General features: G+C 65.6%; 19 protein-coding genes. 10 read left to right on the forward strand and 9 right to left on the reverse strand.

The features are described 5' to 3' along the window. Positions 1 to 18: 18 nt before the first annotated feature. The 3 genes from JQ627_RS24830 to JQ627_RS24840 are packed head-to-tail and all read left to right on the forward strand — an operon-like array spanning position 19 to position 2699. On the forward strand, positions 19 to 672 hold the full coding sequence (locus JQ627_RS24830; protein ID WP_212486723.1) for an amino acid ABC transporter permease: 654 nt from the start codon (positions 19 to 21) through the stop codon (positions 670 to 672). Beyond that, positions 669 to 1400 (forward strand): amino acid ABC transporter ATP-binding protein, encoded by a 732-nt coding sequence (locus JQ627_RS24835; protein ID WP_212486724.1) that lies wholly within the window; start codon positions 669 to 671, stop codon positions 1398 to 1400. Before JQ627_RS24830 ends, JQ627_RS24835 begins: the two co-directional genes overlap by 4 nt. Before the next feature lie 12 nt (positions 1401 to 1412). Further along, complete coding sequence (locus tag JQ627_RS24840) at positions 1413 to 2699, forward strand: FAD-binding oxidoreductase (protein WP_212486725.1); 1287 nt, start codon at positions 1413 to 1415, stop codon at positions 2697 to 2699. 53 nt (positions 2700 to 2752) lie between these two features. On the opposite strand, the gene JQ627_RS24845 is transcribed toward JQ627_RS24840, so the two are convergent. Further along, positions 2753 to 2977 carry a hypothetical protein gene (locus tag JQ627_RS24845; protein WP_212486726.1) on the reverse strand — a complete coding sequence of 75 codons (225 nt, stop codon included), beginning with the start codon at positions 2975 to 2977 and terminating at the stop codon, positions 2753 to 2755. 91 nt (positions 2978 to 3068) lie between these two features. After that, on the reverse strand, positions 3069 to 4658 hold the full coding sequence (locus tag JQ627_RS24850) for a gamma-glutamyltransferase family protein (RefSeq protein ID WP_212486727.1): 1590 nt from the start codon (positions 4656 to 4658) through the stop codon (positions 3069 to 3071). 128 nt (positions 4659 to 4786) lie between these two features. Between JQ627_RS24850 and JQ627_RS24855 the strand changes: the two genes are divergently transcribed. After that, on the forward strand, positions 4787 to 5560 hold the full coding sequence (locus JQ627_RS24855; protein ID WP_212486728.1) for an enoyl-CoA hydratase-related protein: 774 nt from the start codon (positions 4787 to 4789) through the stop codon (positions 5558 to 5560). Positions 5561 to 5697: 137 nt separating this feature from the next. Here JQ627_RS24855 and JQ627_RS24860 read toward each other — a convergent pair whose 3' ends face one another. Together JQ627_RS24860 and JQ627_RS24865 are read right to left on the reverse strand one after the other, a co-directional pair. Continuing rightward, the gene (locus tag JQ627_RS24860) at positions 5698 to 5874 is read right to left on the reverse strand and encodes a hypothetical protein (RefSeq protein ID WP_212486729.1); all 177 of its coding nucleotides are present in this window, start codon (positions 5872 to 5874) and stop codon (positions 5698 to 5700) included. A gap of 9 nt (positions 5875 to 5883) precedes the next feature. Continuing rightward, positions 5884 to 6117 carry a DUF6894 family protein gene (locus tag JQ627_RS24865; RefSeq protein WP_212486730.1) on the reverse strand — a complete coding sequence of 78 codons (234 nt, stop codon included), beginning with the start codon at positions 6115 to 6117 and terminating at the stop codon, positions 5884 to 5886. Positions 6118 to 6324: 207 nt separating this feature from the next. On the opposite strand from JQ627_RS24865, the gene JQ627_RS24870 reads away from it, so the two are divergent. The 3 genes from JQ627_RS24870 (at position 6325) to JQ627_RS24880 (ending at position 10444) form a co-directional block, all read left to right on the forward strand. Further along, complete coding sequence (locus JQ627_RS24870) at positions 6325 to 8394, forward strand: sorbosone dehydrogenase family protein (RefSeq protein WP_212486731.1); 2070 nt, start codon at positions 6325 to 6327, stop codon at positions 8392 to 8394. Next, on the forward strand, positions 8351 to 9292 hold the full coding sequence (locus JQ627_RS24875; protein WP_212486732.1) for an SMP-30/gluconolactonase/LRE family protein: 942 nt from the start codon (positions 8351 to 8353) through the stop codon (positions 9290 to 9292). The genes JQ627_RS24870 and JQ627_RS24875 overlap by 44 nt, the downstream gene beginning before the upstream one ends. 126 nt (positions 9293 to 9418) lie before the next feature. Next, the gene (locus JQ627_RS24880) at positions 9419 to 10444 is read left to right on the forward strand and encodes a histone deacetylase family protein (protein WP_212486733.1); all 1026 of its coding nucleotides are present in this window, start codon (positions 9419 to 9421) and stop codon (positions 10442 to 10444) included. Positions 10445 to 10492: 48 nt separating this feature from the next. Here JQ627_RS24880 and JQ627_RS24885 read toward each other — a convergent pair whose 3' ends face one another. The 4 genes from JQ627_RS24885 to JQ627_RS24900 all read right to left on the reverse strand — a co-directional run bounded on the left by JQ627_RS24885 (position 10493) and on the right by JQ627_RS24900 (position 19206). Then, on the reverse strand, positions 10493 to 11473 hold the full coding sequence (locus JQ627_RS24885) for an LLM class flavin-dependent oxidoreductase (protein ID WP_212486734.1): 981 nt from the start codon (positions 11471 to 11473) through the stop codon (positions 10493 to 10495). Continuing rightward, positions 11470 to 12201: a 4'-phosphopantetheinyl transferase superfamily protein gene (locus JQ627_RS24890; protein WP_212486735.1), complete on the reverse strand. Its 732-nt coding sequence runs from the start codon at positions 12199 to 12201 to the stop codon at positions 11470 to 11472. Before JQ627_RS24890 ends, JQ627_RS24885 begins: the two co-directional genes overlap by 4 nt. 234 nt (positions 12202 to 12435) lie before the next feature. Next, positions 12436 to 12606, reverse strand: coding sequence for a hypothetical protein (locus JQ627_RS24895; RefSeq protein WP_014497648.1), 171 nt, complete (start codon positions 12604 to 12606; stop codon positions 12436 to 12438). 141 nt (positions 12607 to 12747) lie between these two features. Then, entirely contained in the window at positions 12748 to 19206 is a 6459-nt protein-coding gene (locus JQ627_RS24900; protein WP_212486736.1) for a non-ribosomal peptide synthetase, read from the reverse strand. A 135-nt stretch (positions 19207 to 19341) separates the two neighbouring features. Here JQ627_RS24900 and JQ627_RS24905 point away from each other — a divergent pair, with 135 nt between their 5' ends. The 3 genes from JQ627_RS24905 to JQ627_RS24915 all read left to right on the forward strand — a co-directional run bounded on the left by JQ627_RS24905 (position 19342) and on the right by JQ627_RS24915 (position 24649). Continuing rightward, entirely contained in the window at positions 19342 to 22812 is a 3471-nt protein-coding gene (locus tag JQ627_RS24905) for an AAA family ATPase (RefSeq protein WP_212486737.1), read from the forward strand. Then, positions 22809 to 23603, forward strand: coding sequence for a protein-L-isoaspartate O-methyltransferase (locus JQ627_RS24910; RefSeq protein ID WP_212486738.1), 795 nt, complete (start codon positions 22809 to 22811; stop codon positions 23601 to 23603). Before JQ627_RS24905 ends, JQ627_RS24910 begins: the two co-directional genes overlap by 4 nt. A gap of 95 nt (positions 23604 to 23698) precedes the next feature. Further along, a complete protein-coding gene (locus tag JQ627_RS24915; RefSeq protein WP_212486739.1) occupies positions 23699 to 24649 on the forward strand; it encodes a DUF6492 family protein in 951 nt (316 codons plus the stop codon). 6 nt (positions 24650 to 24655) lie between these two features. Here JQ627_RS24915 and JQ627_RS24920 read toward each other — a convergent pair whose 3' ends face one another. Beyond that, entirely contained in the window at positions 24656 to 25723 is a 1068-nt protein-coding gene (locus JQ627_RS24920) for an endo-1,4-beta-xylanase (RefSeq protein WP_212486740.1), read from the reverse strand. Positions 25724 to 25957: the final 234 nt, after the last annotated feature.

Here is a 25957-nt window from a genome sequence, read left to right on the forward strand (position 1 = left end):
ATCGATGAAGGCTGACCGATGAAAAGATTCTGGCACGACGCCGCCGAGTTCTTCCCGATCCTGATGAACGGCGTCGCGCTGACGATCATCGTCACCATCGGCTCGCTGCTGCTCTCGACCGTGCTGGGCCTGATCTGGGCGATGATGCGGGTCTCCGGCATCCGCGTCCTGTCGATGCTCAGCGCCAGCCTGATCAACGTGATCCGCGGCATCCCGATCATCGTGCTGTTGTTCTATCTCTACTTCGTGATGCCGGATCTCGGCGTCACGTTGTCGGCCTTGCAGGCCGCGATCCTCGGGCTTGGCATCGCCTATTCGGCCTACCAGGCCGAGAATTTCCGCGCGGGCATCGAGGCGATCGACAAGGGCCAGATCGAGGCGGCGCAGTCGATCGGCATGGGCTGGTGGCTCACCATGCGCCGCGTGGTGCTGCCGCAGGCGGTGCGCATCGTGCTGCCGCCCTACGGCAACGTCATGATCATGATGTTGAAGGATTCCTCGCAGGCCTCGACCATCACGGTCGCCGAGCTCGCGTTGCAAGGCAAGCTGATCGCCTCCTCGACCTTCAAGAACACCAACGTGTTCACGCTGGTGGCGCTGATGTATCTCACCATGAGCATCCCGCTGATCCTGCTGGTCCGTCATTTCGAGAAGCGGGCCGGCAAGCGATGATCGAGCTCAACGGCGTCCACAAGAGCTTTGGCAAGGTCGAGGTGCTCAAGGGCATCACGGCCTCCGTCCAGAAGGGCGAGGTGGTCTGCATCATCGGTCCGTCCGGTTCTGGCAAGTCCACCATCCTGCGCTGTATCAACGGTCTCGAAAGCTACGACCGTGGTGAGATCAGCGTCGAGGGCCTGAAGGTGGACCGCGACGCGGCGTCGATCGTTGCGATCCGCACCCAGGTCTCGATGGTGTTTCAGCGCTTCAATTTGTTCCCGCATCGTACGGCGCTGGAGAACGTCATTGAGGGACCGCTGTTCGTGAAGAGGGAGCCGCGTGCGCAGGCTTACGAGCGCGGCCGTGCGCTGCTCGCCCGCGTCGGGCTCGCCGAGAAGGCCGACGTGCATCCGCCGCAGCTCTCCGGCGGCCAGCAGCAGCGTGTCGCGATCGCGCGGGCGCTGGCGATGCAGCCGAAGGCCATCCTGTTCGACGAGCCGACGTCTGCGCTCGATCCCGAGCTCGTCGGTGACGTGCTCGGCGTGATGCGCAAGCTCGCCGACGAGGGCATGACAATGGTCGTGGTCACCCACGAGATGGGCTTTGCCCGCGACGTCGCCGACCGCGTGCTGTTCATCGACGGCGGCGTCATCGTCGAGCAGGGGCCCGCCAAGGCGCTGCTCAATCAACCCCAGCATCCGCGCACGCAGGATTTCTTGCGCCGCGTGCTGCATCCGCTCTGACCGGACGTCGCCATGACTGCGCGCCTGCCTCTGCCGCCCTCGCTCTATGCCGACACCGCCGTTGCGCCGGTGGCCACGCCGCCGCTCGATACGGACAAGAGCGTTTCCGTCGCCATCATCGGCGGCGGCTACACCGGCCTGTCCACGGCGCTGCATCTGGCGGAGCAGAGCGTCGAGGCATTGGTGCTGGAGGCGCAGGAACCCGGCTGGGGAGCATCGGGCAACAATGGCGGCCACACCAATCCGGGCTTGAAGCACGATCCCGATCAGATCGAGGCCGATTTCGGCACTGAGCTCGGCCGCCGCATGATCGCGTTCTCCTATGGCACGACGAATTTCACGCACGACCTGATCCGCCGCTACCAGATCCCCTGCGAAGCGCGGCAGAACGGCACGCTGCGCGCGGCCTATAACGAGGCCAGCGCGGCTGCGATCGAAAAGACAGCGCAGCAATGCATCCACCGCGGCATGCCGGTGTCGTATCTGAACCGCGAGCAGTTGCGCGAGATGACCGGCACGGACCGCTACATCGGCGCGATGCTGGACACGCGCGGCGGCGATCTGCATCCGCTCAGCTACGCCCGCGGCCTCGCGCGTGCCGCGATCTCGGCGGGCGCGAAGGTCCATGGCGAGACCCAGGCGCTATCGCTCCGTCGCGATGGCAGCCGCTGGCGCATCGAGACGCCGCGCGCGGTGGTGCACGCCGACAAGGTGCTGCTCGCGACGAACGGCTTCACCGACGATCTCTGGCCCGCGCTTCGCCGCACCATCGTGCCGGTGTTCTCCTCCATCGCCGCCACGGCGCCGCTCTCCGACGCGGTCGCCCGCTCGATCATGCCGACACGGCCGGTGCTCTACGAGAGCGGCCACATCACGGTCTATTACCGCATCGATCAGCACAATCGCCTGCTGATGGGCGGCCGCGGCCCGATGCGCTGGATCAAGTCGCCCAACGACGTCGCCTATCTCATGCGTTATGCCGAGCGGCTATGGCCGCAGCTCAAGGGCGCCGCCTGGACGCATGGCTGGAACAGCCGCCTCGCCATCACCAAGGATCATTATCCACATGTGCACGAGCCGGCGGAAAACATCCTGATCTCGCTCGGCTGCAACGGCCGCGGCGTCGCGCTCTCGACCGCGATGGGCGCGCAACTCGCGCGCCGGCTGATCGGCGGCGCCAAGGCTGAGATCGACATGCCCGTCACGGGCATCAAGACGATCCCGATGCATGCGTTTTGGCCAGTCGGTGTGACGACCGCCGTGATTGCCGGCCGCGTGCGCGACCGGCTGGGCATTTAAAGAAGGCGCCGCCCGGTCAGGGACGGCGCCTCGCACGAATTGCGGATAGGGCGTCAGCAGCGGCCCTGTTTCCACAGGCCGGGCGGGCAGCCCCTGCCGCGCCAGCCGACCTTGCGCCCGTGGTGCCATCCGGGCGGAGTGGCATGGCGATGTCCATGGTATCCGCCATGATGGCCGTGACCATGACCATGTCCGTGGCCGCCCCTGGCGAATGCGGCGTTTGGCATGGTGCAGCCGGCCGCGATGATCAGTGTTGCGGCGAGCGCAAGTTTCTTCATTCGAAATCTCTCCTGTTAGGCACGAATCTGTCCGCTCGACGAACGAACATCGATCGCCGTGTCGCGCGCAAATGCGGAGGAGTCGTGACGCTCAGGATTCGGCGACAGCGTCGGCCCAGGGCTGGAAGATCTCGACCGCGCCGGAATTCGTATCGCCCTCGCGCATCACCACGCTGGGGCAGGCGAACTTCTGCGGCAGGGCCTGCACTTGCGTCTCTTCATAATCGAAGCGTGCAGCAAGTGTCTTTCGCACGTCCGCCGGCAGTCTGATATCGCCGATCACGACCGCGCCTTCGCTGGCGTCGATGCGCGGCTGGTGGATGGCGGCATCCAGGTCCATGCCGAAATCCATCGCAAAGGACACGAGCTGCATCACCGATGGCAGGATGCGGCGGCCGCCGGAGGCGCCGACCGCGAGACGTTTGCCGTCCTTCGTTTCGGCGATGACGGGCGTGTAGTTGCAGAGGCAGCGTTTCCCGGGAGCGAGCGAGTTGGTGGTGCCCGGCGTCGGGTCGAACCACATGACGCCGTTGTTCATGGCGATGCCGGTGTGCGGCGTCACGTATTTCGAGCCGAAGGACGAGAGCAGCGTCTGCGTCACCGCCGCGATGTTGCCGTGACGGTCGACCACGGAGAAATGCGTGGTGCAGGCGGGCGCGAGATATTCGGCGCCGAGCGAGCGCTTGCCGTCGGCATCGCCCATGTCCTTGAGTCGCTCGCGGAAGGCGGCTTGCAGCGCCTCCGCATATTCGCTGTAGGTGGTTGCGTCGGGTGCGCTTCCGGGCTTCAGGTTCTGCTGCAACAGGCGCAGCGCATGCGCCATGGTCGGTCCGGCCGTGAGCTCCGGCGTCGCAAACACCTTGCCGTTGCGATACGGGATCGCCAGCGGCTCGCGCAGGTGAGCGCGGAACGCGGCAAGATCCTCCACCGACAGCGAGCCGCCGTCGGCCTTGATGTCCGACGCGATGCTCCTGGCGAGATCGCCCTGGTAGAAATCGCGCGGTCCGGCTTCGGCAAGGTGCGACAGCGTCGCCTTGAGCGTGTCCTGCGGCAGCCGCGTCTCGGACTTGATGCCCCACGGCGCGCTCGGAGGCAGGCCGTCCTTCAGGAAGGTGGCCGCGCTGGCGGGATAGCGTCTGAGATCGGCCGCCGATGCCGCGATCGTCAGCGTGGTCCACCAATCGACCAGCAGGCCTTCGCCGGCGAGCGCGGCGGCCGGCGCGACCAGATCTTTCCACGGCATCTTGGCATAGCGGCGATGCGCCTCCTCCATGCCGGCGACGACGCCGGGCACCGCGATCGAGCCGGGGCCGTGGATGTTACGATCGTCCTTCACCCGCGGCCAGGGAAACAGATCGGAGGCCGCGCCTTCGCCGCTGAGCGGATAGTCGGTGGCGCGCAGGCTCTGCGGCGCGCACATGCCGTAGTCGATCACCTCGGTGCGATTTTCCTTGGCGCGGTAGAGTACCATCGCGCCACCGCCGCCGATGCCGCTGTTCCAGGGCTCCAGAACGTTCAGCGCCATGGTGGTGGCGACGATCGCGTCCACGCAGTCGCCCCCCGCTGCCAGCACCTGCGCCCCCACTTCGGCCGCCCGCCGCGATTGCGAGGCGACGATGCCCTTCTTGGATGTGACGGCGGGTTTGCGGACGGTTTGTTTGAGGCTGAACTGATGAGGCATGATGTCGTCTTGATCTCTGGATTCGGTTGTTCGGGTTTCGTTGCGCTGACGCAGAAGCTGCAGCATTGGCGGGGCGCGCGAAGGATGGCACATTGCCGCCAACGAGAAAATCCAAAGGGAGACGCGACATGGCAGGTGTGAAACAGGCGCGGGATGGCGCGGTCGGGATCCTGACGCTCGACGAGCCGGCAAGCCTGAACGCGATGACGCCGGACCTGCTCGGCGCGCTCGCCGCCGCCGTCGCCGAGATGACCGGGGATGAGGACGTCCGCGCCCTGATCCTCACCGGCGCGGGGCGCGGATTTTGCTCAGGACAGAATTTGAAGGCGTCGGAAGCGCTGGGCGAGGACATCGCCGCCGGCGTGATGCGCTTCTACTGGCCGGCGTTCAAGGCGTTGCGTGAATGCCGCGTGCCTGTCGTGGTCGCCGTCAACGGCGTCGCGGCCGGTGGCGGCTTCAGCCTTGCGATGGCCGGCGACATGATTGTTGCGGCGCGGTCGGCGAGCTTCATCCAGGTGTTCAGCCGCATCGCCCTGGTGCCCGATCTCGGTTCGACCTGGCTGTTGCCGCGGCTGGTCGGCCGGCAGCGCGCGCTCGAGCTGATGTTGCTGAACGAGCCCCTGACGGCCGAACGCGCGCAGGAGATCGGCCTGGTGCGAGACGTCGTCGACGACGCGAAGCTGATGGACGAGGCCCTAACTCTGGCGCGCCGTCTGGCCGACGGCCCGACGCGCGCTTTGGTCGCAACCCGCACACTGGTCGAGGAGAGCGAGCACACGACCTATGAGGCGCAGTTCCGCCGCGAGATCGAACTTCAGGCCACGATCCGCAAGAGCGCTGACGCCATCGAAGGCCGTAACGCCTTCGTCGAAAAGCGCAAGGCGAAGTTTACGGGGCGGTGAGGTGCCACGACTGTTTCCTCGACGTCATGGCCGGGCTCGTCCCGGCCATCCACGATCTTCGACACAGATGCCAAGACGTGGATGCCCGGGCATGACGAGTGGAGAGATCGCTAGTGGAAAGGAGACAACCGCGTCGCTCAGCGCCTGCGGTCCAGTCGGCTGGCCTGATATTTGGCGTGCCATTTCGGGCCAGGCCCGCGCATGTAGTGAAGCTCAGGGCGGTAGGGATTGCCCGCGATCCGCACCAGCTTCTGCCACTTGGTGGCGACGAAGTTGAGGGGTTGGCAGAGCAGGGTCAGTGAAGCGAACAGCACGGCATCACCTCAATGCGGCTTGCCGAGCATGGCGGTGAAGGGAAGGTCGAATATCTCCTCGCCGTCGGAGCCGCTGACATGGATCACCCAGTCGCGCCAATCTTCGGCGCCGGGCGTCAGGATCATCGAGTTCATGATCTGGGCGGCGCGGTCACGCGCCTCGGTCAGGCTGGCCACCGCGGTGCCGCTGCGATCGATCAGCGTGCCTTCAGCGTTGGAGCAGTGAAAATAGACCTGGACCATATGCGTCTCCTATTGGGAGCGATCAGGATGGCAAACTGATACCACCCGAGGCCTTCGCGAAACATTCGGGTCGAACCCGGTAAGGGAATCTACGGAGATTGGTCGGCACGAAGACCCCAGCGGGTTTGATCACAGGGGGGTGATGATCAACTGGACGGCGTTCCCATGACATGGAACAACCTTTGACGGAAAGTCCGGGGGCCGCCTTTGAACTACCTCACATTCTGGCATGAACGCCGAAGCCTGTTTGCGGCGGTCGTCGCCGGTGCGCTGCTCGGTCTTGCCCCTGGAGCCTCATCCGAACCGGTGAGGAAAAGCGGCTATGCGATCGGTACGGAAACCTGCGGCAGCGGCGATCTCGCTTTTCCCAAGATCCAGATCGACATGAAGGCGGGATTTTGCGCCGGTCTCGTCGCCAGCGAAGAGGATCGCCTGAAATTTCCGCGCTCGATCATCCAGGTGCCGGGCCGTGACCTGTTCGTGGTTGCCGACATGGGCGGCTGGGGACACACCGACGGACGGCTGCTGCTGCTCGATCCGCGCGCGCCCCAAGGCCAGCGTTTCAAGGAGTTGCTCACTGGCGTTGAGTATCCGTTCGGCCTCGTGATCGGCCCGGACAAGAAGCTCTATGCCTCGACCGCGGAGACGATCTTCCGGTTCGATCCGCTCGCCGACAATCCCCGCGGCACGGTCGAGACCATCATCCGGCACATGCCCGGTCGCCGGATCACATTGCCTGACGGCACCAGGCTCGACGAGAGCGCGCATCCGCTCAAGCAGTTTGTCTTTGACAGGAACGGGCGGCTGTTCGTCAATGTCGGCTCGCACAGCGACGACTGCATCACGTCGGCGCCGATCACAAAGCCTTGTGCGGCCGCCGAAGGCACGTCCGCCATGGCATCGATCTGGCTGTTCACGCCGCCCGCGGGCGGCGTCTTCCCGGCATTGACGCCTGGGGATACCGACCCGCCGCACATCGTCTACGCGCGTGGCTTGCGCAATTCGATGGCGCTGGCGCTGCATCCAAACTTTCCCGATGCGGGTTACGCCTTCCTGCAAGGCGAGAACGGCCGCGACTTGCCCGACATCTTCAAGCCGAACGAGGAGATCAACGCGATCGAGCAGGGCAAGCATTATGGCTGGCCCTATTGCTACGACCTGTCGACGCCGAGCCCCGAATTCAAGCTCGTGCTGCAATCCGGGGTCTACAAATCGCTCTGCACGGCCAATGCGCTCTACAAGGCGCCGTTCTCGCTGATGCCGCCGCATGGCGCGCCGCTCGCGATGCTCTATTACCACGGCGCGAAATTCCCGGAACTGGAAGGCAGGCTGCTGGTCGGCCTGCATGGCTATCGTCCGACCGGCAGCCGCGTCCTTGCCTATGACGTCGACGACCATGGCTTCCCGAAGCCCGCCCCGGCGCCGGTGCGCTACCACGTCAGTTGCGCGGCCGATCCGACCCACAGCTTTCAGACCGACGCCGGCGAGGTCGCCGCCGCACCATTCGAGGAGCTGATCGCCGGCTGGCACCGCGTCAACGGCGCGCGGCCGCAGGGCGCGCCAGTCGGTATGACTGTCGCGGAAGACGGCGCGATCTGGCTGGTCGAGGACAAGAACAAGACCGTGATCCGTATCGATCGCGCCGCGGGTGATCCGCCGCAGCCGTTGCCCTGCGACACGCGCAGCCAGGCAATGATCGACCAGCTCGCGGCCTTCGTCGCCAGGGATGCGCAGAACAGTGTCCGGCTCACAACGCTGCGCAAGGGACTCGTCGAGAAGCATTGCGTTGGCTGCCACTCGGATTTCGGCCTGAAGGCGGGGCAATCGGAAGCGGAAAAGGACGCGACGGTGCTACGCTTCATGCTGTCGCAGGACGGCTGGATCTATCCGGGCGATCCAGACTCCGGCAAGCTGCGCACGCGGCTGCGCGGTATCGGCGCCGAGAAGCTGATGCCGCCGGGCGGCGAGAGCCTGCCCAAGACCGAACCCGGTTACACGCGCTTGCTCGACACCGCGGATCTGCTGGTTGCGAAAATGGTTCCGGGCACGCGGATGCGGATCAAGTCCGGCCCGCCGCAGCGCAAGTTCTTTGGCAAGACCAACAGGGAATGCGGCGAAATACCGGCCGCCAAGGTCGTTGTCGTGACACAAAGGAGCGCTGTAGACAAACCCGGCTTCAGCCGATTCTTCCGGCCTGCCGATCCCTATCTGAATGGCGAGTGCAGCGACGACGATGGCTATTACATCCGGCAGGAATTTCTGGTGCCTGTGCGGTAGCGTCCTTCTCGTCATCGCGGCGCCGCAAGCCCGTGCCGAAACCAAGCTGTTCGAAAGCGTGCAGGTGACGCCGCCGGGCGAATACACCTTCGGCATCGAAGGGCCCGCTGCCGATCTCGACGGCAATCTCTTCGTGGTCAACTTTGGCAAGCCCGGCACCATCGGCAAGCTGCCCGTGGGCGCCGCCGCTTCGGAGCAATTCACAGCACTGCCCGAGGGCAGCGTCGGCAACGCCATCCGCTTCGCGCGTGACGGCACCATGTTCATCGCCGACTACAAGAAGCACAACATCTTCGCGATCCCGAAGGGCGCGAGCGCGCCCGTCGTCTGGTTTCATTCCGACGACATGAACCAGCCCAACGACATTACGGTCGCGCGCGACGGCACGATCTATGCGAGCGATCCGAACTGGAAGGGCCGGGAAGGCCACATCTGGCGCATCGCGAAAGCCGCGGACGGCACGGTGCGGGGGCAGGTGATGTCGGCGCCGCGCGCGATGGGCACCACCAACGGCATCGATCTCAGCCCTGATGGCACGACGCTCTATGTCAGCGAGTCCAGCAACGGCCAGATCTGGGCCTACGCGATCAACGGCAACGAGCTCACCGGCGCGAAAATGGTCAAGGCATTCCAGCCCGACACCGTCGACGGACTGCGCACCGATGTCGCCGGCCGCCTCTATGTCGCGCGCATTCTCAAGGGCACGATCGCGCTGATGAAGCCCAACGGCGCGGTCGAGCGCGAGATCGCGCTGAAGGGCAAGGAGCCGACCAACCTCGCCTTCGGCGGCAGCGACGGCAAGACCGTCTTCGTCACCCAGCGCCAGGGCGGCTTCATCGAGTCCTTCCGCACCGACCAGCAGGGCCGCGAGCACTGCCTCCAGCGCGGGCGCTGCTGAGCTTCAATCGCGCTCTGCTCCCTGTGCAGGGCGGCACGACGGGGGCGGCATTCTTCTTGCTTGCATCTGGCCGCCGCAGCGATCAAGACATCTGTGGCATCGTCAAAGCGACCACGGAGTGTTTGAGTGAAAGCCGTCCATACCGAACTGCATCGCAGCCACGATCCGCAATTCTTCCTGGTTCGCGGCGTCGTCAAGCGCACCACCGAGCAGCCCGAGCGCGCCGACCGCCTGCTCAAGGGGTTGAAGGACGGCAAGCATCAACTGGTCGAGCCGACTAAGTTCGGGCAGGGGCCCCGCGCGCGCATTCACAGCCCGGAATATCTGTCGTTCCTCAGCGAGGCCTGGGACGCCTGGACTGCGCTCGGCGATTCCGGCCCGGAGATGATCGGCAACATCCATCCCGTGCGCCACGCTGCGACCTATCCCACCCACATCGTCGGCAAGCTCGGCTGGCACACTGCCGATACCGCGGCGCCCATCGGCCCCGGCACCTGGGCCGCGGTGTGCGCCGCGACGGACGTGGCGGTGACCGCCGCGCAGATGGTGATGGACGGCGAGGATGCGACCTATGCGCTCTGCCGCCCGCCCGGCCATCACGCCTACCGCGACATGGCCGGCGGTTTCTGTTTCCTCAACAACAGCGCGATCGCCGCGGCGCATCTGCGACTGAAGCATGAGCGCGTCGTGATCCTGGACGTCGACGTCCATCACGGCAACGGCACGCAAGGAATCTTCTACGCACGCCCTGACGTCTACACTGTCTCGATCCACGCCGATCCCATCGCGTACTATCCTTATGTGTGGGGCTACGCGCATGAGCGCGGCGAAGGACCCGGCCTCGGCGCCAATCTCAACATCCCCCTGGCCATCGGCACCGGCGATGACGGCTACATCCAGGCGATGGACGTCGCGCGCAAGGCAATCGAATCCTTTGCACCCGGCGCCCTCGTCATCGCACTCGGCCTCGACGCCTCGGAGCACGATCCGCTCAAGGGGCTGGCCGTCACCACGCCGGGCTTCCGCCGCATCGGCCAGGCCATCGCGAAGCTGGGCCTGCCGACCGTGTTCGTGCAGGAGGGCGGCTATCTCTCCGATATTCTGGGCGCGAACCTGACCTCGGTGCTGGCCGGATTCGAAGAGGCGCGGTGAGGGCCTTTCGCCTCTCCCCGCAAGCGGGGAGAGGGAGACGAGGCATCTTCAAAACATCCCGCTCGCCGCGAGGGCCTTGCAGACGTGCTGCATCTCGGCCTGGTCGGCGACCATGTCGAGCATGATCGTGGTCAGGCCCTTCGCGGCAAAATCCTTCAGCTTCGCGCCGATCTCGGCATAGCTGCCGACGAGATAGGGGCAGTCGGCCTGGAAGGTGAGGTACGGCAGCAGCCAGTAGCCATTGTCCGCGAGCTCGCCGCTCTGGCCGTCATAGAGCCGCCGCTTCCAAACGGAGTCGCTGTTCTCCACGGTGAGCGCGAGCAACTCGCGGTCATCCGGGTTGTCGGGGAAGCGTGCCTTCGCGGCCTGTCGCGCTTCCTCACGGCTCTCGCGGGCGAAGATGCCAAAGTTCATTCCGGGCGCATCGAGACCGCGATCGAGATCGGGCGGCAGCATCTGCATCCTGATGCAGCCGGTGTCCTTCGCCACGCGCTGCGCCGCCTCCGATTGGCCCGCGACCAGGAATTCCGGCATCAGCTCCGCCGGCAGGCGCGGGCGAAGTTGCAGATGGTGCGCGCGGTAGAACCGGCCCTCGAAATTCACCGGGCGGGGGCTTTCCAGCAATTGGCGCATCAGCGCGACGAATTCGCCGAGCCGGATATAGCGGTCGGCATGCGACTGCTCGTCGCCCAGCCCCTGCAGATCGCTGACCGCGGTCCCCGTGATCATGTTGAGATAGACCTTGCGGCCGTGGAGCTGCGCAAAGGACGTGACGAATTTTGCCGCGGTGAACGGGTGCATGTAGATGGGGTTGACCGCGATCAGCGGCGAGCTTCGCGTCGTCTCACCCATGATGTGCTGGGCCATCGCCCAGGGCTCGACGAACACGTCGTTGCCTTCGAACAGCAGGATGCCTTCGAAGCCGTTGCGGTCGGCGAACCGCGCCACCCGCATCAGCTCGCCGACATATTTTTTGGGATCGCGGTTGCGCGAGATCGCTGGAAAGACGCGCAGCCGCGGCGGCGTCATTCAGCCGCTTCCTGGAAGGGCCAGGCATTGCGGGTGATGGGAAGGCCGCCGTCCGCACGGGAGCCGTCGGCGATCGCGAGGCGATGCGAAGGCGACGGCGAACACAGCGAGAATCGCCAGCCCGACGGATCGTCGGCGATATCGGGCTTGAAGCTGATCTCGATGGCCTCGTGCGACACCTGCATCGCAAAGGCGTCGAGCGGCAGATTGAGCCCAAAGCCCCTGGCCTTCAGATAGGCCTCCTTGAGCGTCCAGTAGTCGAAGAAGCGCTCGATCGCAGCGGGCTCGGGCAGTCCGCGCAACGTTTCGACCTCCTCCGGCGCAAAGAAGCGAAGCGCGGTGGACAGTGGCGCGACGCGCCGTGACACGGTTTCGACGTCGACGCCGACGGTCTCATGCCGGGACACGACGCAGGCAACGCAGCCATCGGCATGGGACAGGCTGAAATGCAGCGCAGTCGAGGTTGCGGGCGCTGCGACAAACGGCCGCCCGTAGCGGCCAGCCCCGAACGACCAGTCGGAGGGCGCGACGTTGGGGGCAACCTGCGACAGCGCCAGGCGCAGCATCGCGTGCGCGAAGATATATTGCCGCCGATGCCGCTCGAACATGAAGCGGTCGGCGCGGATCCGTTCGTCGACCGAGAGCAGACGCCGGCACGCATCGACTGCGCCCGGCGCGTCAATGGTCTCGATCAGTCCGACAAACAGTTCAATTCTGTCGTCTGCCATCAATTGCGCCCATGGCGTCATGGCGGAGGCCAAGTCTCCGACCCTGACGGAAGAATCAACTGAACAAGAAGCAACTGAGCGGACCGCTTCTAACGGTCCACCCGGGCAATTTCTTGTCGATTTGCAGGCCGGTTTACAGGCGCAAGCTTGTGCGAGACCCCAACTCGACGAGCGAGCGGCCCGGATCCGGAAAGTGAAGTCTGAAGAATCGTGCGGCGTCCCGGCCGACGAACCTTACTTCTTCTTCTTCTTGGCTTTCTTCGCTCCGCCCAGCATCGAAAGGCTGGCATCGACATCCTTGAGCGCGGACTGGAGCTTCTTCTTCTCGGCGCCCAGCAGCTTTTGCAGGGCCTTGCGATCCTTGTCGCTCAACGAGGTGCCCTTGGTAAATTTGATGAAACCCATAACAAACTCCCCGGTTGAAAATAATCGTCCAAATCAAATCGACAGAATAATCTTGCGCGCTGGCGCCAAATAATCAAGCTGCAACTTGGTCATTCACAGCTTTGGCGAGTGAACCTGTGTTCTCCCGTCCCGTACAGCCGGTCATGCCGCCCTGCGAGCGAGTAATCGGCCGAGCGGCGTGTTGGGTTGGGCGACGGCCGCCTCCAGCAGCGCAACGAGATGCGCCATCCACTCACCGACCCTGCGGCCATCCAGCAGCTCGCTCTTGTAATTGCATGAGCCGGTGATTCCGGTGGGGCGTTCCTTGAGCATCAGCGATAGCCAGGTCTGGTCGATCGGCAGCACCGGCTGGCCTTCACGCGCGATTCGGCCGATCGATTCCATCGTGACGTCGGGCAGATCGAGCGGCTGGCGCAGTGGATTTTGCAGGGTGAAATAGACCTGGAGCAGCGAGGCCGGATCGATCCCCTCCTGCTCCAGATGGTCGGCCAGGATGTTGAACGGCAGCTCCTGGCGCGCGTGCGCGTCGAGCACGCTCTGGCGCACCCGGGCCAGGGCTTGCGCGAACGACAGCTCCGTCGTGATTCGGGTCCGGACGATCACCGTGTTCTCGAACGGGCCGACGACCCGGTCGGTATCCGGCTGGGCGCGATTGGCCATGGCGGTGGCGACCGAAATGTCGTTGCGGCCGCTCTGCGCCAGCAGCAGGGCTTTCAGGCCGGTGAGAAGGCACATGAACAGCGTGCTGTTATGCCGGCCGGCAAATGCCGTGAGCCGTCTGATCAGCTCGTGATCGAGGCTGACGGGGCAATAGCCGGTGGACGCGCCGGCGCTTGCTTCACCGTCGAAGACGGGGGCCGCGCCGCGCAGATTCTCGGTCCAGTCGGCGGCCTGGCGGCGGGCGGCGTCGGTGCCGCACCACCAGCGCTGCCAGCGGGCGACGTCCGAAAAGGCGAGCGGCAGTTTCGGCAGCGGCACGGACGGACGTCCGGCCAGCGCCGCATAGCGGTTGGACAGCTCCTCGAACAGCACACCGATCGACCAGCCGTCGGCAACGGCATGATGCAGCGTCAGCAGCAGCACATGGTCGTCGGCATGAAGCCGCAACAGCCGCGCCCGCAACAGCGGCGGCCGCGCGGTGTCGAACGGGGCGTAGGTCTCCTGCTCGATCAGGAGATCGATCTTCCTGAGTTCGAGGGCTTTGCGCCGCCTGTTGTTGTGGGGACGTCCGTCGCCGATGATCTCGACGGTGAGGACCGGTCCGAGTTCGTCGGGTGTGGCGATGCGGCTGACGGGCTCTTCGCCGCTGCGGCCGAACCCGGTCCGCAGCGACTCATGGCGGCGCACGATGTCGCCGAACGCCTGCGCGAGGGTGGCCGGATCGAGTGGGCCCTGGAGGCGGAAGGCAAAGGGAAGGTTGAACAGCGGCAAGCCCGGCAGGTGCTGCTCGATCCGCATCATCTGGTCCTGCGCGATCGAGAGCGTTGCAAGCCCGCTTTCAGCCAGCCTCGTTTCAGTCAGCTTTGGCATGCCCGTTGCCGACTTGCGCGGCTTTGCCGCCACGGCCTCGTCAACCCGCCGGGCGAGTCCTTCGATCGTCGGGGCCTCGAAGATGGTCTTGATCGGCAGCGACACGCCGAGCGCACGGGCGACGCGCGCCATCGCCTGGCCCGCCAGCAGCGAATGGCCGCCGAGATCGAAGAAATTATCGGTCACGCCAAGGCTCTCGACCTTCAGCAAATCGACCCAGATGTCCGAGAGCACTTTTTCGGTGAAGCGTCGCGCCGGCACGGCGGCGTCCGGCCCGGAGACGTCCTGCTGCGCGGGCGCCAGCAGCGCCGACCTGTCGATCTTGCCATGGGCATTGAGCGGCACCTGGTCCAGGAACAGGAATGCGGACGGGATCGCATGGCCCGGCAGCCGGCTCTTCAGGAATTCGCGCAGCTCGCTGGCGCTGCTCTGGCTGCCGGCCCTTGCGACGATATGGGCGATCAGCCTGACATCGCCGCTCGCCTCGCGGCGCGGCTCGACGATGCCGGTGCGCACACCCGGATGATCGGCAAGCGCGTTCTCGACCTCCTTGAGCTCGATACGGTAGCCGCGGACCTTGACCTGATGGTCGGCCCGGCCGAGGCATTCGATCGTGCCATCGGCGCGGCGGCGGGCGAGGTCGCCGGTCCGGTACAGCCGGCTGCCGGCCTGGCGCGAGAACGGATCGGGGATGAAGCGCTCCCGGCTTTGTGCGGGATCGTTGATGTAGCCACGGCCGACACCGGCGCCGCCGATGCAGAGCTCCCCGGTCACGCCGACCGGTTGCGGCTGAAGGCTTTGATCGAGCACATGGAGCTGGGTGTTGGGCAGGGCCGCGCCGACCGGGACGTTGCTCGTCGCCGCCGCCGGCGCTTTGGTCAGGCGATGCAGCGAAACGTCGTCGGAACATTCCGACGCGCCATAGGCGTTGATCAGCGGCACCTTCGGGCAGCGGGCGAGCCAGGCGTTGCAGAGGTCGACGGCCAGCGGTTCTCCGGTCGAGATCAGGAGGCGCAGCCTTGCGAAGGCGCGCTGGACCTGTGCCTCGTCCATGCGATCGAGGATCACGCGCAACAGCGAAGGCACGATCTCGAGCACCGTGATGCCCTCGCGCTCGATCTCCCGTGCGAGCAGGATCGTGTCCTGCGCGATCGCGTTGGCGCAGATGTGCACCCGCGCGCCGACCATCGGACCAGCGAAGAACTGCCAGACCGAGATGACAAAGCTCTGCGGCGCGGTCTGCGCGATCACATCCCTGGCCGACAGCCCGAGCTCGGAGATTAGCGACGCCAGATGGTTCGACAGCCCGCGCTGCTCGATCATCACGCCCTTCGGTGCGCCGGAGGAGCCGGACGTATAGATGAGATAGGCGAGGCTCGCGGCTGCGCGCCGCGCGGTGCGGGCCGGCCTGGTCGCCCCTGGCGTGAGCGCGTCGTCGAGCTCGGCCACATGGATGCGCTCGACCAGCGGTTCGAGCAGCGCCTCGACCATGGATGACTGCGCGCGCCCGGTCAGCAGCATGCGGGCGCAGCTCGATCCCAAAATGGTCGCGAGCCGTGCCGGCGGCTGGTCGGGGTCGAGATTGAGGAAGGCCGCGCCGACGCGCTGCACTCCGATCATTGCGGCGAGCAGGTCGGGTCCACGGTCCGCAAGCAAGGCGACCACGCTTTCGGTGCCGACGCCTTCGCGAGCGAGCCAGCGTGCGGCCGCCTGGCTGCGGCGAGCAAGCTCGCGATAGGTCAGGGTGGTGCGGCCGTCCGACACCGCAATCGCGTTCGGCGTCTTCTTCGCCTGGCGGTCGAAGCGTTCGCTTAAATTGCCTCGCGCAGTGAAATTGGCCGCCACGCCCTGGCCTTTCGCCAGCAACTGCCGGCGTTCGGCCTCCGTCAGGAGCGGCAGGCGCGAGACGCGCTGCTCCGGATTGGCGATCACGGCCTTGAGCAGGGTCTTGAACTGAGCGGCCATGGCTTCGATGGTCGCCGCGTCGAACAGATCGGTGGCGTATTCGAAGAAGCCGGTGAAGCGGCCGTCGGCCTCGACCAGTTCGAGTGTGATGTCGAAGCGCGCGACTTTCGGGTCGACCTCGAGCCGCCGCGTCGACAGGCCGGGGAAACGCGCCGCCTCTATCGAGGCGTTCTGGAGAATGAACATGATCCGGAAAAGCGGATTGCCGTCGCTCCGGCGCGCGATCTGGAGCGCGCGCAGCACCTCCTCGATCGGGAGGTCCTGGTTGCGATAGGCATCCAGCGTGACCTGCCGCACCCGCCGCAACATTTCGCCAAAACTCGGATCGCCGCCAAAATCGTTGCGCAGGATCAGGGTGTTGGCGAACAGCCCGATCAGTCGCTCGCTCTCGATCTGGTTGCGGTTGGCGATCAGCGATCCCGTCGCGACATCCTCGTGTCCAGTGTGGCGGAACAGCAGGCACTGGAAAGCCGCGAGCAGCGTCATGAATGGCGTGACGCCCTGGTCCTGGCTCAGGGCTCTCAAATCAGCCGACAGCGTCTTGGAGAATTCGAGATAGTGACGGGCGCCGTGACCGCTCCAGATCTCCGGCCTTGGCCGGTCGGTCCGCAGCGGCAGCGTGGTGACGACGTCGAGCTGCGCCCGCCAGTAGTCGAGCTGCTCCTTCGCCGCCGGCGTCTTTGCCCAGCTCTGCTGCCACAGTGCAAAGTCGCGATACTGGAAGGCGGGCGGCGGCAGTGTCGCCGCGCTCGTCTTGCGCGCGGCGGCATAATGGGCGGCAAGCTCCTCCCAGAACAGCCGCTGCGACCAGCCGTCGGTGACGAGGTGATGGACGTTGACCACCAGCGCGTGGCTGGATTTGTCGAACGACAGCAGGGTGACCTTCAGCGGCGGCTCGCGCGCCAGATCGAACGGATATTGCGCGAGCTCGAGCGCCTCGCGCCGGATGATTGCGGCCCGCTTGTCCGCCGCGCAGGGCTTGAGCTTGATCCGCTCGAATCGCGGAGGTGATTGCAGCACAAGTTGCGCCGGCTCGCCCTGGCGCTCGATGAAGACCGAGCGCAGCGCCGCGTGGCGCGCGCAGATCGAGGCGAGGCTCGCAGAAAGCGCGGCGACGTCGACCAGGCCCTTGAGAACAGCGACTTCGACGACGTTGTAATTGTAACGGGTCGGATCGAGCCGCGAGAGCACATACATCCGCTGCTGCTGGAACGACAGCGGCGCGTCTGCTGCCGCTGCCTGGCGCCATGCGGGTAGCATCGTCTCGCGATGGGTTGTGGCGGTCTCGATCCGGGCCGCAAGCGCTGAGACCGTGGCGCAATCGAAGATGTCCTCGAACGAGAAGTCGACGTTGAAGCGTTCGCGCAGCCGCGAGCGCATCTGTGTCGCCGCGAGCGAATCCGCGCCGAGCGCAAAGACATCCTGATCGATGCCGACCTGCGGCAGCTCCAGCAAACCGGCCCAGATCCCCGCGAGCTGGGTCTCCAGCTCGTTGCGCGGCAATTGCGCTTCGTCGCCATGCTCCGCGGTTGCGATCAGATCGGCCAGCGCATTGCGCTTGACCTTGCCGCTCGCGCCTTTCGGCAGTGCGGCCACGCTGCGGATCAGGCTCGGCACCTTGTAGGCCGCAAGGCGCTTTCGCGCGAACTGGCGCAGCTGGTCCGAGGTCGCCTCGGAATTCGCGCGCAACACCACGACGGCGGCGACGTTCTCGCCGAGCTTCTGGTGCGGGACGGCGAACACGCCGGCCTCCAGCACCGCCGGATGGCTGAGCAGGACCTCTTCGACCTCCAGGGGCGAGATCTTCTGTCCGCCGCGGTTGATGACGTCCTTGATGCGGCCGACGATGAAGAGATAGCCGTCAGCGTCGAGATAGCCGAGGTCGCCGGTCCGGAACCAGCCGTTGCGGAACGCGGCCCGCGTCGCCGCCTCGTCATTGTAATAGCCGCGCGTCATGTTCGGCCCGCGCAGCATGATCTCGCCATGCTCGCCGCTCGCAAGGGCGCGACCCGTCTCGTCCATGATCGCGATCTCGGGGCCGGCAGCGCAGCCGACCGATCCGACCTTGCGCAGCTCGAACGGATTCGCCGCGATCTGCGAGGCCGCTTCGGTCATGCCGTAGGTTTCGAGCACGGGAACGCCGAACATCGCCTCCAGCCCGCTCAGGATCGCAGGCGCGAGCGAGGACGAGGCCGAGCGGATCACACGCAGCGACGATGATCGGGCGCGGTCCGGGCTTGCCTCCGCTGCGGTGAGCAGCGCGCGATGGATGGTCGGCACCGCCGTGTACCAGGTCGGTCGCAGCTCCCGCATCCAGCCGAAGAAGGACAATGCGTCGAAACCGTTGGTGCAGATCACGCTGGAGCCCGCGGCCAGTGCCGTCAGCAGGCCGGAGATCAGACCATGGGCATGAAACAGCGGCAGGGCGTTGAGAAGGCGATCGTGGGATGCGAGCGACAGCACGCGGCCGGCATTGTGCGCAGACAGGCACACATTGCGTTGCGTCAGCGGCACCATTTTCGGCCGCGCCGCGGTGCCCGACGTCAGCAGGATGAATGCGTCGTCGTCGCCGTGCGAGGCGCCGCTGGTGTTCGCTGGCCCGAGCGCCGGGCCGATAAACGCGCAGCCGCCGAGATTGTCGTCCGGCCCCGGCACGAAATCGATCACCGCAATATCGAGCGCCTTCGCGACATCACGACTCGGTGAGTTCATGTCGGCCCGGGTGACGAGCGCGGTCAGCTTCATTTCGCTGAAATAGCGTTGCAGCTCGTCAGCGGTCAGATCTGGGTTGACGGGGACGCAGGCACAGGCCGAGGCGACCGCGATCAGCGCCAGCGCACCGTCGGCGCCGCGCGGCAGCGCAACGGCGATGCGGTCGGCAGGGGCAATGCCGAGCCCGCGCAAAGTGCGGATAAGATGCTGAATCAAGCCGTCCAGCTCACCATAGGTGAGGGCCGGCCGGCCTGGGGCGAGGAGGGCAGGTGCCGTCGGCGTCTTCCGCGCATAAAAGTCGAGAAGGCCGCCGATATGGGCAAAGGTCCGGGTTTCGGCGCTCAAGCCGTCCGATCCCTCTCTCGCTCCGGATGCGATGTCCGACAATGCCATTCCCTTTTGATCTAATTGGGCTATTCTTCCTAGAACTTAGGGAACGCGTCCAGTCTGAGGTGAAGTTCGGGCCCCAAAATCTTTGGTTGAGGGGCCTAAAGCCCTTCGACGGAGTGAAGGTCGAGCGGAATCACCATGCTGGAGAATGAGCCGGACACCGGGGCGGAAGGCGGGCTGAAGCGCTGGCTCGAAGGCGTCGGTCTTGGCCATTACTCCGATCTCTTCGCGCAGCACCGCCTCGATCTCGATGTCGTGGGGGACCTGACGGAATCCGACCTGGTCGAGCTCGGATTGCCGCTCGGCGATCGCAAGCGGCTTCGGCGCGCGACGTCGGCGCTATTCCAGGCTGAGACCGCAGAGAAGCCTGAGGCGGAGGCCCGTCCGCAGACCCGAACGGAGGTCGGTGCCGAGCGGCGTCAGCTCACCACCATGTTCTGCGACATGGTGGATTCCACCGCGCTCTCGGCGCAGTTCGATCCGGAAGACGTGCGCGACATGATCGCGAGCTTCCGCGAAACCTGCGTCCGCGTGGTGAAGCATTACGAAGGGTTTGCCGCCCGTTTCGTCGGCGACGGCATTTTGGTCTATTTCGGCTATCCGACCGCGCATGAGGACGATGCCGAGCGCGCGGTGCGGGCCGGGCTCGAGATTGTGCGGGTGCTCTCGACCGCGCGCGCGATCGAGCCGCGCGGTGCGCTGAGCCACGCTCCGGCCGTCCGCATCGGGATCGCGACCGGTCTCGTCGTGGTCGGCGACCTCGTCGGGCAGGGCACCGAGGAGCGCGATTCCGCGGTCGGCGAGACCGTCAATCTCGCCGCGCGCTTGCAGGGTCTGGCGCCGTCCAACGGCGTGGTGATCTCGGCCTCGACCCAGTCGCTGCTGAAGGGGAAGTTCGACTACCGCAATCTCGGCGTCCATGCGCTGAAGGGAATCTCGGAGAAGGCGCAGGCGTGGCACGTGGTGCGCGCCTCGCGGGTGGAGACCCGCTTTGCCGCCGCGATGGGCACGCGGCTGACGCCGCTCGTCAACCGCGAGGAGGAGATCGCGTTGTTGATGGGGCGCTGGCAGCAGGCCAAGGACGGCGACGGCCAGGTCGTCGTCAAGTTCGGCGAGCCCGGCATCGGCAAGTCGCGCATCATCCAGGAGATCTTCGAGCGGATCGCGGGCGATCGCCACGGACAGGCCTCGTTCCAGTGCTCGCCCTATTACACCTCCACGGCGTTCTATCCGTTCTCCGAGCAGCTCAAATTTTCGCTCGGCCTCGATCGCGAGGATCCCTCCGCGACGTCGCTGGCGAGCCTGGAGAACGCGATCGCCGCCGCCCATGGCGACGTCGAGCAGGTCACGCCGCTGTTTGCCGCGCTGTTGTCGATTCCGACCGGAGATCGCTATCCGCCGCTCGACCTGTCGCCGCAGCAGCAGAAGGACGCGACCGTCGCGGCGCTGGTCAATCACTTCCTCGGCCTCGCGCGCGAGATGCCGCTGGTGATCGCGTTCGAGGATTTGCACTGGATCGACCCGACCTCCCGCGAGGTGATCGACCTCCTGGTCGACAGGGCGCAGAACCGGCCCGTGTTGGTCATCATCACTGCGCGCTCCGAATTCCAGCCGAGCTGGAGCGCGCATTCGCACATCACCACGCTGGTGCTGAATCGCCTCAGCCGGCATTTGCGCACGACGCTGGTGGAGCGTGTCGCGGGCCGCGAGCTTCCCAAGGAGGTGGTCGAGGAGATCATCGTCAAGACCGATGGCGTGCCGTTGTTCCTGGAGGAGCTGACCAAGACCGTTCTCGAATCCAACCTTCTGACCGAACGGCACGGGCGCTATGTGCTGTCGGGTCCGTGGCGGCAGCTCGCGATCCCGGCGACCCTGACGGACTCGCTGATGGCGCGGCTGGACCGCATGGGGCCGTTCAAGCGGATCGCGCAGATCGGTGCCACCATCGGCCGCGAGTTCTCGTACGAGACCCTGCATGCGGTCGCCAACACGCCGGCAGAGCAGATCGAGGCCGCGCTCAATCATCTGGAGGAAGCCGGCCTGATCATGCGCCGCGGCCATCCGCCCGATGCGCTCTACTCCTTCAAGCACGTGATGATCCAGAACGCCGCGCATGCGAGCCTGCTGCACAGCGAGCGGCGCAAGCTGCATTCCCGGATCGCCCAGGTGCTCGCCGAGATGTACCCGGAGAAGACGGAGCGCGAGCCGGAGCTGCTCGCCCATCACCTCACCGAGTCCGGGCAGAGCGAGGGCGCCGCGAGCTTCTGGCTCAAGGCAGGCAAGCAGGCGGCCAAGAGCGGCGCCAATCTCGAGGCGATCGGGCATCTGCGCCGGGGCTTGAGCGTCGTGCAGGCCAATGCGCGCATGCAGGGCGCTGACGAGATGGAGCTGGAGCTGCGCATCGCGCTCGGCAACGCATTAATTGCCGCCAAGGGCTACGCCGTGCAGGAGGTCGAGGAGAACTACATCCGCGCGCTCGAGCTCGGCCAGCAGCTCGATGACGATGAAAAGGCCTTCGCCGCCACGCGCGGACTCTGGGTCTGCCATTTCATCCGCGCCGATCTCACCCGCGCGCACGATCTCAGCGTCGAGCTGTTGAAGTTCGCCAAGCGCGAGCGGCTGAACGAGCGCACGCAGCCGGCGCAGCAGACCGGCTATCTGATCGAGGCGCACCGCTCGATCGCGATGACAATGCTCTATCGCGGCCGTTTTGCCGCCTCCCAGCACCATCTGCACCGCTGCATCAACCTCTACAGCCCCGATCTGCATTCCGATCTGATGGAGCGGCACGGCACCGATCCCGGCGTCGTTTCGCTGTCCTATCTCGGCTATCTCCTCTGGTTCCTCGGCCGGCCCGATGCGGCGCGCCAGCACAGCGAGCAGGCGATCGCGAATGCCGAGAAGATCCGCCATCCCTTCACGCTCGCCTTCGCGCTCGTGTTCGGCGCCTATCTCTGCCAGCATTTGCGCGACGTCGAGGGCACGCGCGACCATGCCAACCGTGCCATGATCATCGCGACCGAGCACAATTTCCTGCACTGGAAGCAGCAGGCGGCGATCCTGCGCGGCTGGGCGCTGGCCCAGCTCGGCGAGGCCGACGAAGGTCTCAGCCAGATGCGCTTCGGCCTCGACGAATACGAGGCGATGGATTCCTGGCTCGCCGGCTGCTGGTTCCGCTGCCTGCTTGCGGAAGCCTATGCCAAGGTCGGGATGCGCGATGCCGCCTTGCGCGCGCTGGACGGCGCGCTCGCGACCGCGAGACGGACCGGCGATCACTCCTATCTCGCCGAGGTCTATCGCCTGCAAGGCGAGATCACGATGTCGGACGGTAATCCGGAATCGGTGCAGGAGGCCGAGGACCTGTTCACCCTGTCGCTGGAGACCGCGCGCAAGCAGGGCGCGCTGTCATGGGAGCTTCGGACCGCCGTCAGCCTTGCGCGCCTGTCGCACGAAGCCGGCAAGCGCGAGCACGCAAGCCTCCTGCTCGTGCCGATCGTCGGCAAGTTCAGCGAGGGCTTCTACACCCCGGACCTGAAGCAGGCGATGCAGCTCCTCAACGAGCTCGGAGGGGACGCGCCCGTCCGTGAACAGGCTGATCCCGTGAGATGAGCGATCTGACCGCCGCGCGCGCGCGTTACGTCGAGTTGATCGCGAAGCGCGAGCGGATCTCCTCACCACGCCTGCTCGAAGCGCTCGCCGCCGTCCCGCGCGAGGATTTTCTGGCGAAGGGACCCTGGCGCATCAAGAGCGAGGCGGCGCGCAGCTATCGCCTGACGCCAGATGCCGATCCCGCTCGTCTCTACGACAATGTGCTGGTCGCGATCGATGCGCGCCGCAAGCTCGACACCGGGCTGCCGAGCCTGTGGGCGCATTTCATCGATCTGCTCGAAATCGGAGAGAAGGACCGCGTGGTCCAGATCGGCTGCGGTCTGGGTTATTTCTCGGCGGTGTTATCGAAGATCGTGGGCCCCAAGGGCAGGGTGCATGCAATCGAATGCGACGGGCGGCTTGCGGCGCGGGCTGCGAATTGCCTTCGCGCCTATCGTAATGTCGAGGTCGTGCATGGCGATGGATGTGAGAAGATCGGCGAGCCGGCCGACGTGATCATCGTGCATGCCGGGTTCTCGCACCCCCATCCGGTCTGGCTTCAGTCGCTTCGTCCGCGTGGCCGCCTCCTGGCGCCGCTGACCCAGCGCGACCGCGAAGGCGCCGCCCTCATGATCACGCGCAAGGGCAGGGGGTTCGAAGCCGAGGCGGTGCAGCAGATCCGGATCTTTCCGGGCCAGGGTCGCGGTGTGACCGCACTCGACGACCGCGTCGCCGACTGGTGGCAGCGCGCCTCCGCACTGGCGCCGCTGCGCTTTCGCGGGATCGCGCAGGGGCTGCCGTCGGATGGCTAATGCTTCGTTTCATTTTACCTTGATTCCGTTTGTGAGTTTCCAGCATCTCGCGGTGCGGCTATGAGTGCGGCTTGATGGCCATTCGAGCGCGCTCCATGCATTCCGTTGCCCTGCTGACCGCCAGCTACGCCAAGGATATCGAACGCTTTTCGCTGCTCAGCGAGAGCATCGACACCTGGCTCTCGGGATACACGCGGCATTATGTTCTCGTTAACGATGAGGACGTGCCGCTGTTCGAGCGATTTGCTTCAGACAAGCGCGTCATCGTCCCGGCCTCGCGCTATCTGCCGAAATGGCTCTGGGCGCTGCCGCCGGCGCTTCAGTTCCTCAGCAAGCGCCGCGTGTGGCTGTCGCTGCTGTCGTCCCCGGTGCACGGCTGGCACATCCAGCAGATCCTGAAGATCGCCGGTGTCCTCAACGCTTCCGAGCAGCGCGTCTGCATCCTGGATTCGGACAATCTGTTCTTCCGCGAATTCGACGTCGGCCAATATGCCGGCGCTGAGAAGACGCCGCTGTTCGTCACCCCGAAGGACATCGGTGCTGACCACCCGTTGCATGGGCTGTGGCTGCGTACCGTCGATCAGCTTCTCGGTATCAAGCAGCGCTCGTTCCCCGCCGACGATTATGTCGGCAACGCACTGGTCTGGGACAAGGACACCGCGCGTGCGATGACCGATGCCATCAAGTCGGCGACGGGATTGAACTGGGTTCTGGCGCTGTGCCGGAAGAAGAAGTTCTCGGAGTACCTGATGTACGGCCACTTCGTCGCGAACTCGCCCGCGCATCTGGCCACCCATCGGGTCACCGAAGACAGCATCGCGGTCTCGCATTGGGACGACACGCCGCTCGACCGCCCGGCCATCGAAGCGATGATGCGCGCCGCTTCGCCCGAACAGGTCGCGCTCTGCATCCAGTCCTATTCGTCGACCTCTGTCGACGACATCCGCGACGTGTTCCGCCTCAGCTCGCGCGATCGTCGCGGTCCGAGCCTGGCGCCGGATCATATGGACGACGCTGCGGTCTTCGAGGTTCCGAAGGCACGATAGGCCGCCTCAGACGTCCCTCGTGAACTTGCTGATCACGTCCATGAACGGCTTCGGCTTGAACTCGCCGTCGAGCGGCAAGGGGCGATTCGGCTGCTTGTCCGCCCGGGCGAAGGTTCCGTTGATCCAGCTATAGCGATCCGAGAGGCCCCAGGTCAGGATCGAGCGCACCGGGCCGCTGGTCGAGATCGCGGTCAGCAGGTCGTCGACGCGCTTGGCGACGATAGCGTCGCGCTCCGCCGGATTGCCCGTCAGCTTCTGATCGTCGACGTCGAGCTCGGTGACGAGCACCTCAAGGCCCCACGAGCGCAGCTCGGTGACGAATTCGGCGAGGCCATGCGTGTCGATCTCGAGCTCGGCATGCAGATGCGACTGCAGGCCCACGGCGTGCAGCGGCGCGCCCTGGTCGAGCAAATCCATGATCAGGTTGCGGTACGCCGCGCGCTTGGCGATGAATGAGTCCTTCGCCGACTCGATGTCATATTCGTTGATTGCGAGCTTGACGAAGGGGTCGGCTGCGGCCGCCGTTCGGAAGGCCAGCGGAATCCAGCTGTTGCCCAGATGCTGCGTCCAGAACGTATCGCGCCGGTCGGTGACCTTCTTCGGATTGTCCGGGATCGGTTCGTTGACGACGTCCCACGACGTCAGCTTGTCCTTGTAGTAGGACACGACGGTGCCGATGTGGTCGACATAGGCACGTTCGACGCCCTTGGTGTCCCTGATCTGCTTGGTCCAGTCCGGAATGTCGTGATACCAGGCGAGCGCGTGGCCGCGCATCGTCAGGTCGTTGTCCCGCGCGAAATCCAGGATGGCGTCGGCGCGCTCGAAATTGAACGTGTGCGCGTTCGGCCGCAGCATCGGCCATTTCAGCTCGAGTACCGGCACCACCTGCGTGCAATAGGTGCTGATGGCTTCGCCGAGCCTGGGATCGGCTTGCAGGTCCCAGAGCGTGGCGGCAGCGCCAAAGCCCGGGCGGCGCTGCGCGAGTTTTGATGCCGGGGCGGCGGAGGCCGTTGCGCCCGCCGCGAGTGCTGCGGCGCTGCCGAGGAGAAATTCGCGTCTGTCGAGCCTGGTCACGTCAGGACGTTCCTTTTGGAACCAACGCGCCATCGTACCAAGCGACGCCTTGCGGCGCCGGGGTTTTCCTTTGTTGGGTTAACCTTTGCGGAGGTTCGGCGGGTCAACGCGCGTGGCGCTGCATCCCTGTTCCAGTCTGGATCATGGTTTCATTCATGATCGCGGAAACCGCTTCAGCGAAAGGGCAAATTTAACGCTAACGGCCGAAAGCGGCGCTGAAACCTCATTCGCCGC

This window comes from Bradyrhizobium liaoningense (assembly GCF_018130785.1).
Lineage (GTDB): Bacteria > Pseudomonadota > Alphaproteobacteria > Rhizobiales > Xanthobacteraceae > Bradyrhizobium > Bradyrhizobium liaoningense_A.

Excerpts from the sequence above, each read along its gene's own strand:
- JQ627_RS24830 (WP_212486723.1), top strand. The coding sequence starts at position 19 with ATGAAAAGATTCTGGCACGACGCCGCCGAGTTCTTCCCGATCCTGATG.
- JQ627_RS24835 (WP_212486724.1), top strand. The coding sequence starts at position 669 with ATGATCGAGCTCAACGGCGTCCACAAGAGCTTTGGCAAGGTCGAGGTG.
- JQ627_RS24840 (WP_212486725.1), top strand. The coding sequence starts at position 1,413 with ATGACTGCGCGCCTGCCTCTGCCGCCCTCGCTCTATGCCGACACCGCC.
- JQ627_RS24845 (WP_212486726.1), bottom strand. The coding sequence starts at position 2,977 with ATGAAGAAACTTGCGCTCGCCGCAACACTGATCATCGCGGCCGGCTGC.
- JQ627_RS24850 (WP_212486727.1), bottom strand. The coding sequence starts at position 4,658 with ATGCCTCATCAGTTCAGCCTCAAACAAACCGTCCGCAAACCCGCCGTC.
- JQ627_RS24855 (WP_212486728.1), top strand. The coding sequence starts at position 4,787 with ATGGCAGGTGTGAAACAGGCGCGGGATGGCGCGGTCGGGATCCTGACG.
- JQ627_RS24865 (WP_212486730.1), bottom strand. The coding sequence starts at position 6,117 with ATGGTCCAGGTCTATTTTCACTGCTCCAACGCTGAAGGCACGCTGATC.
- JQ627_RS24875 (WP_212486732.1), top strand. The coding sequence starts at position 8,351 with ATGGCTATTACATCCGGCAGGAATTTCTGGTGCCTGTGCGGTAGCGTC.
- JQ627_RS24885 (WP_212486734.1), bottom strand. The coding sequence starts at position 11,473 with ATGACGCCGCCGCGGCTGCGCGTCTTTCCAGCGATCTCGCGCAACCGC.
- JQ627_RS24890 (WP_212486735.1), bottom strand. The coding sequence starts at position 12,201 with ATGGCAGACGACAGAATTGAACTGTTTGTCGGACTGATCGAGACCATT.
- JQ627_RS24895 (WP_014497648.1), bottom strand. The coding sequence starts at position 12,606 with ATGGGTTTCATCAAATTTACCAAGGGCACCTCGTTGAGCGACAAGGAT.
- JQ627_RS24900 (WP_212486736.1), bottom strand. The coding sequence starts at position 19,206 with ATGGCATTGTCGGACATCGCATCCGGAGCGAGAGAGGGATCGGACGGC.
- JQ627_RS24905 (WP_212486737.1), top strand. The coding sequence starts at position 19,342 with ATGCTGGAGAATGAGCCGGACACCGGGGCGGAAGGCGGGCTGAAGCGC.
- JQ627_RS24910 (WP_212486738.1), top strand. The coding sequence starts at position 22,809 with ATGAGCGATCTGACCGCCGCGCGCGCGCGTTACGTCGAGTTGATCGCG.
- JQ627_RS24915 (WP_212486739.1), top strand. The coding sequence starts at position 23,699 with ATGCATTCCGTTGCCCTGCTGACCGCCAGCTACGCCAAGGATATCGAA.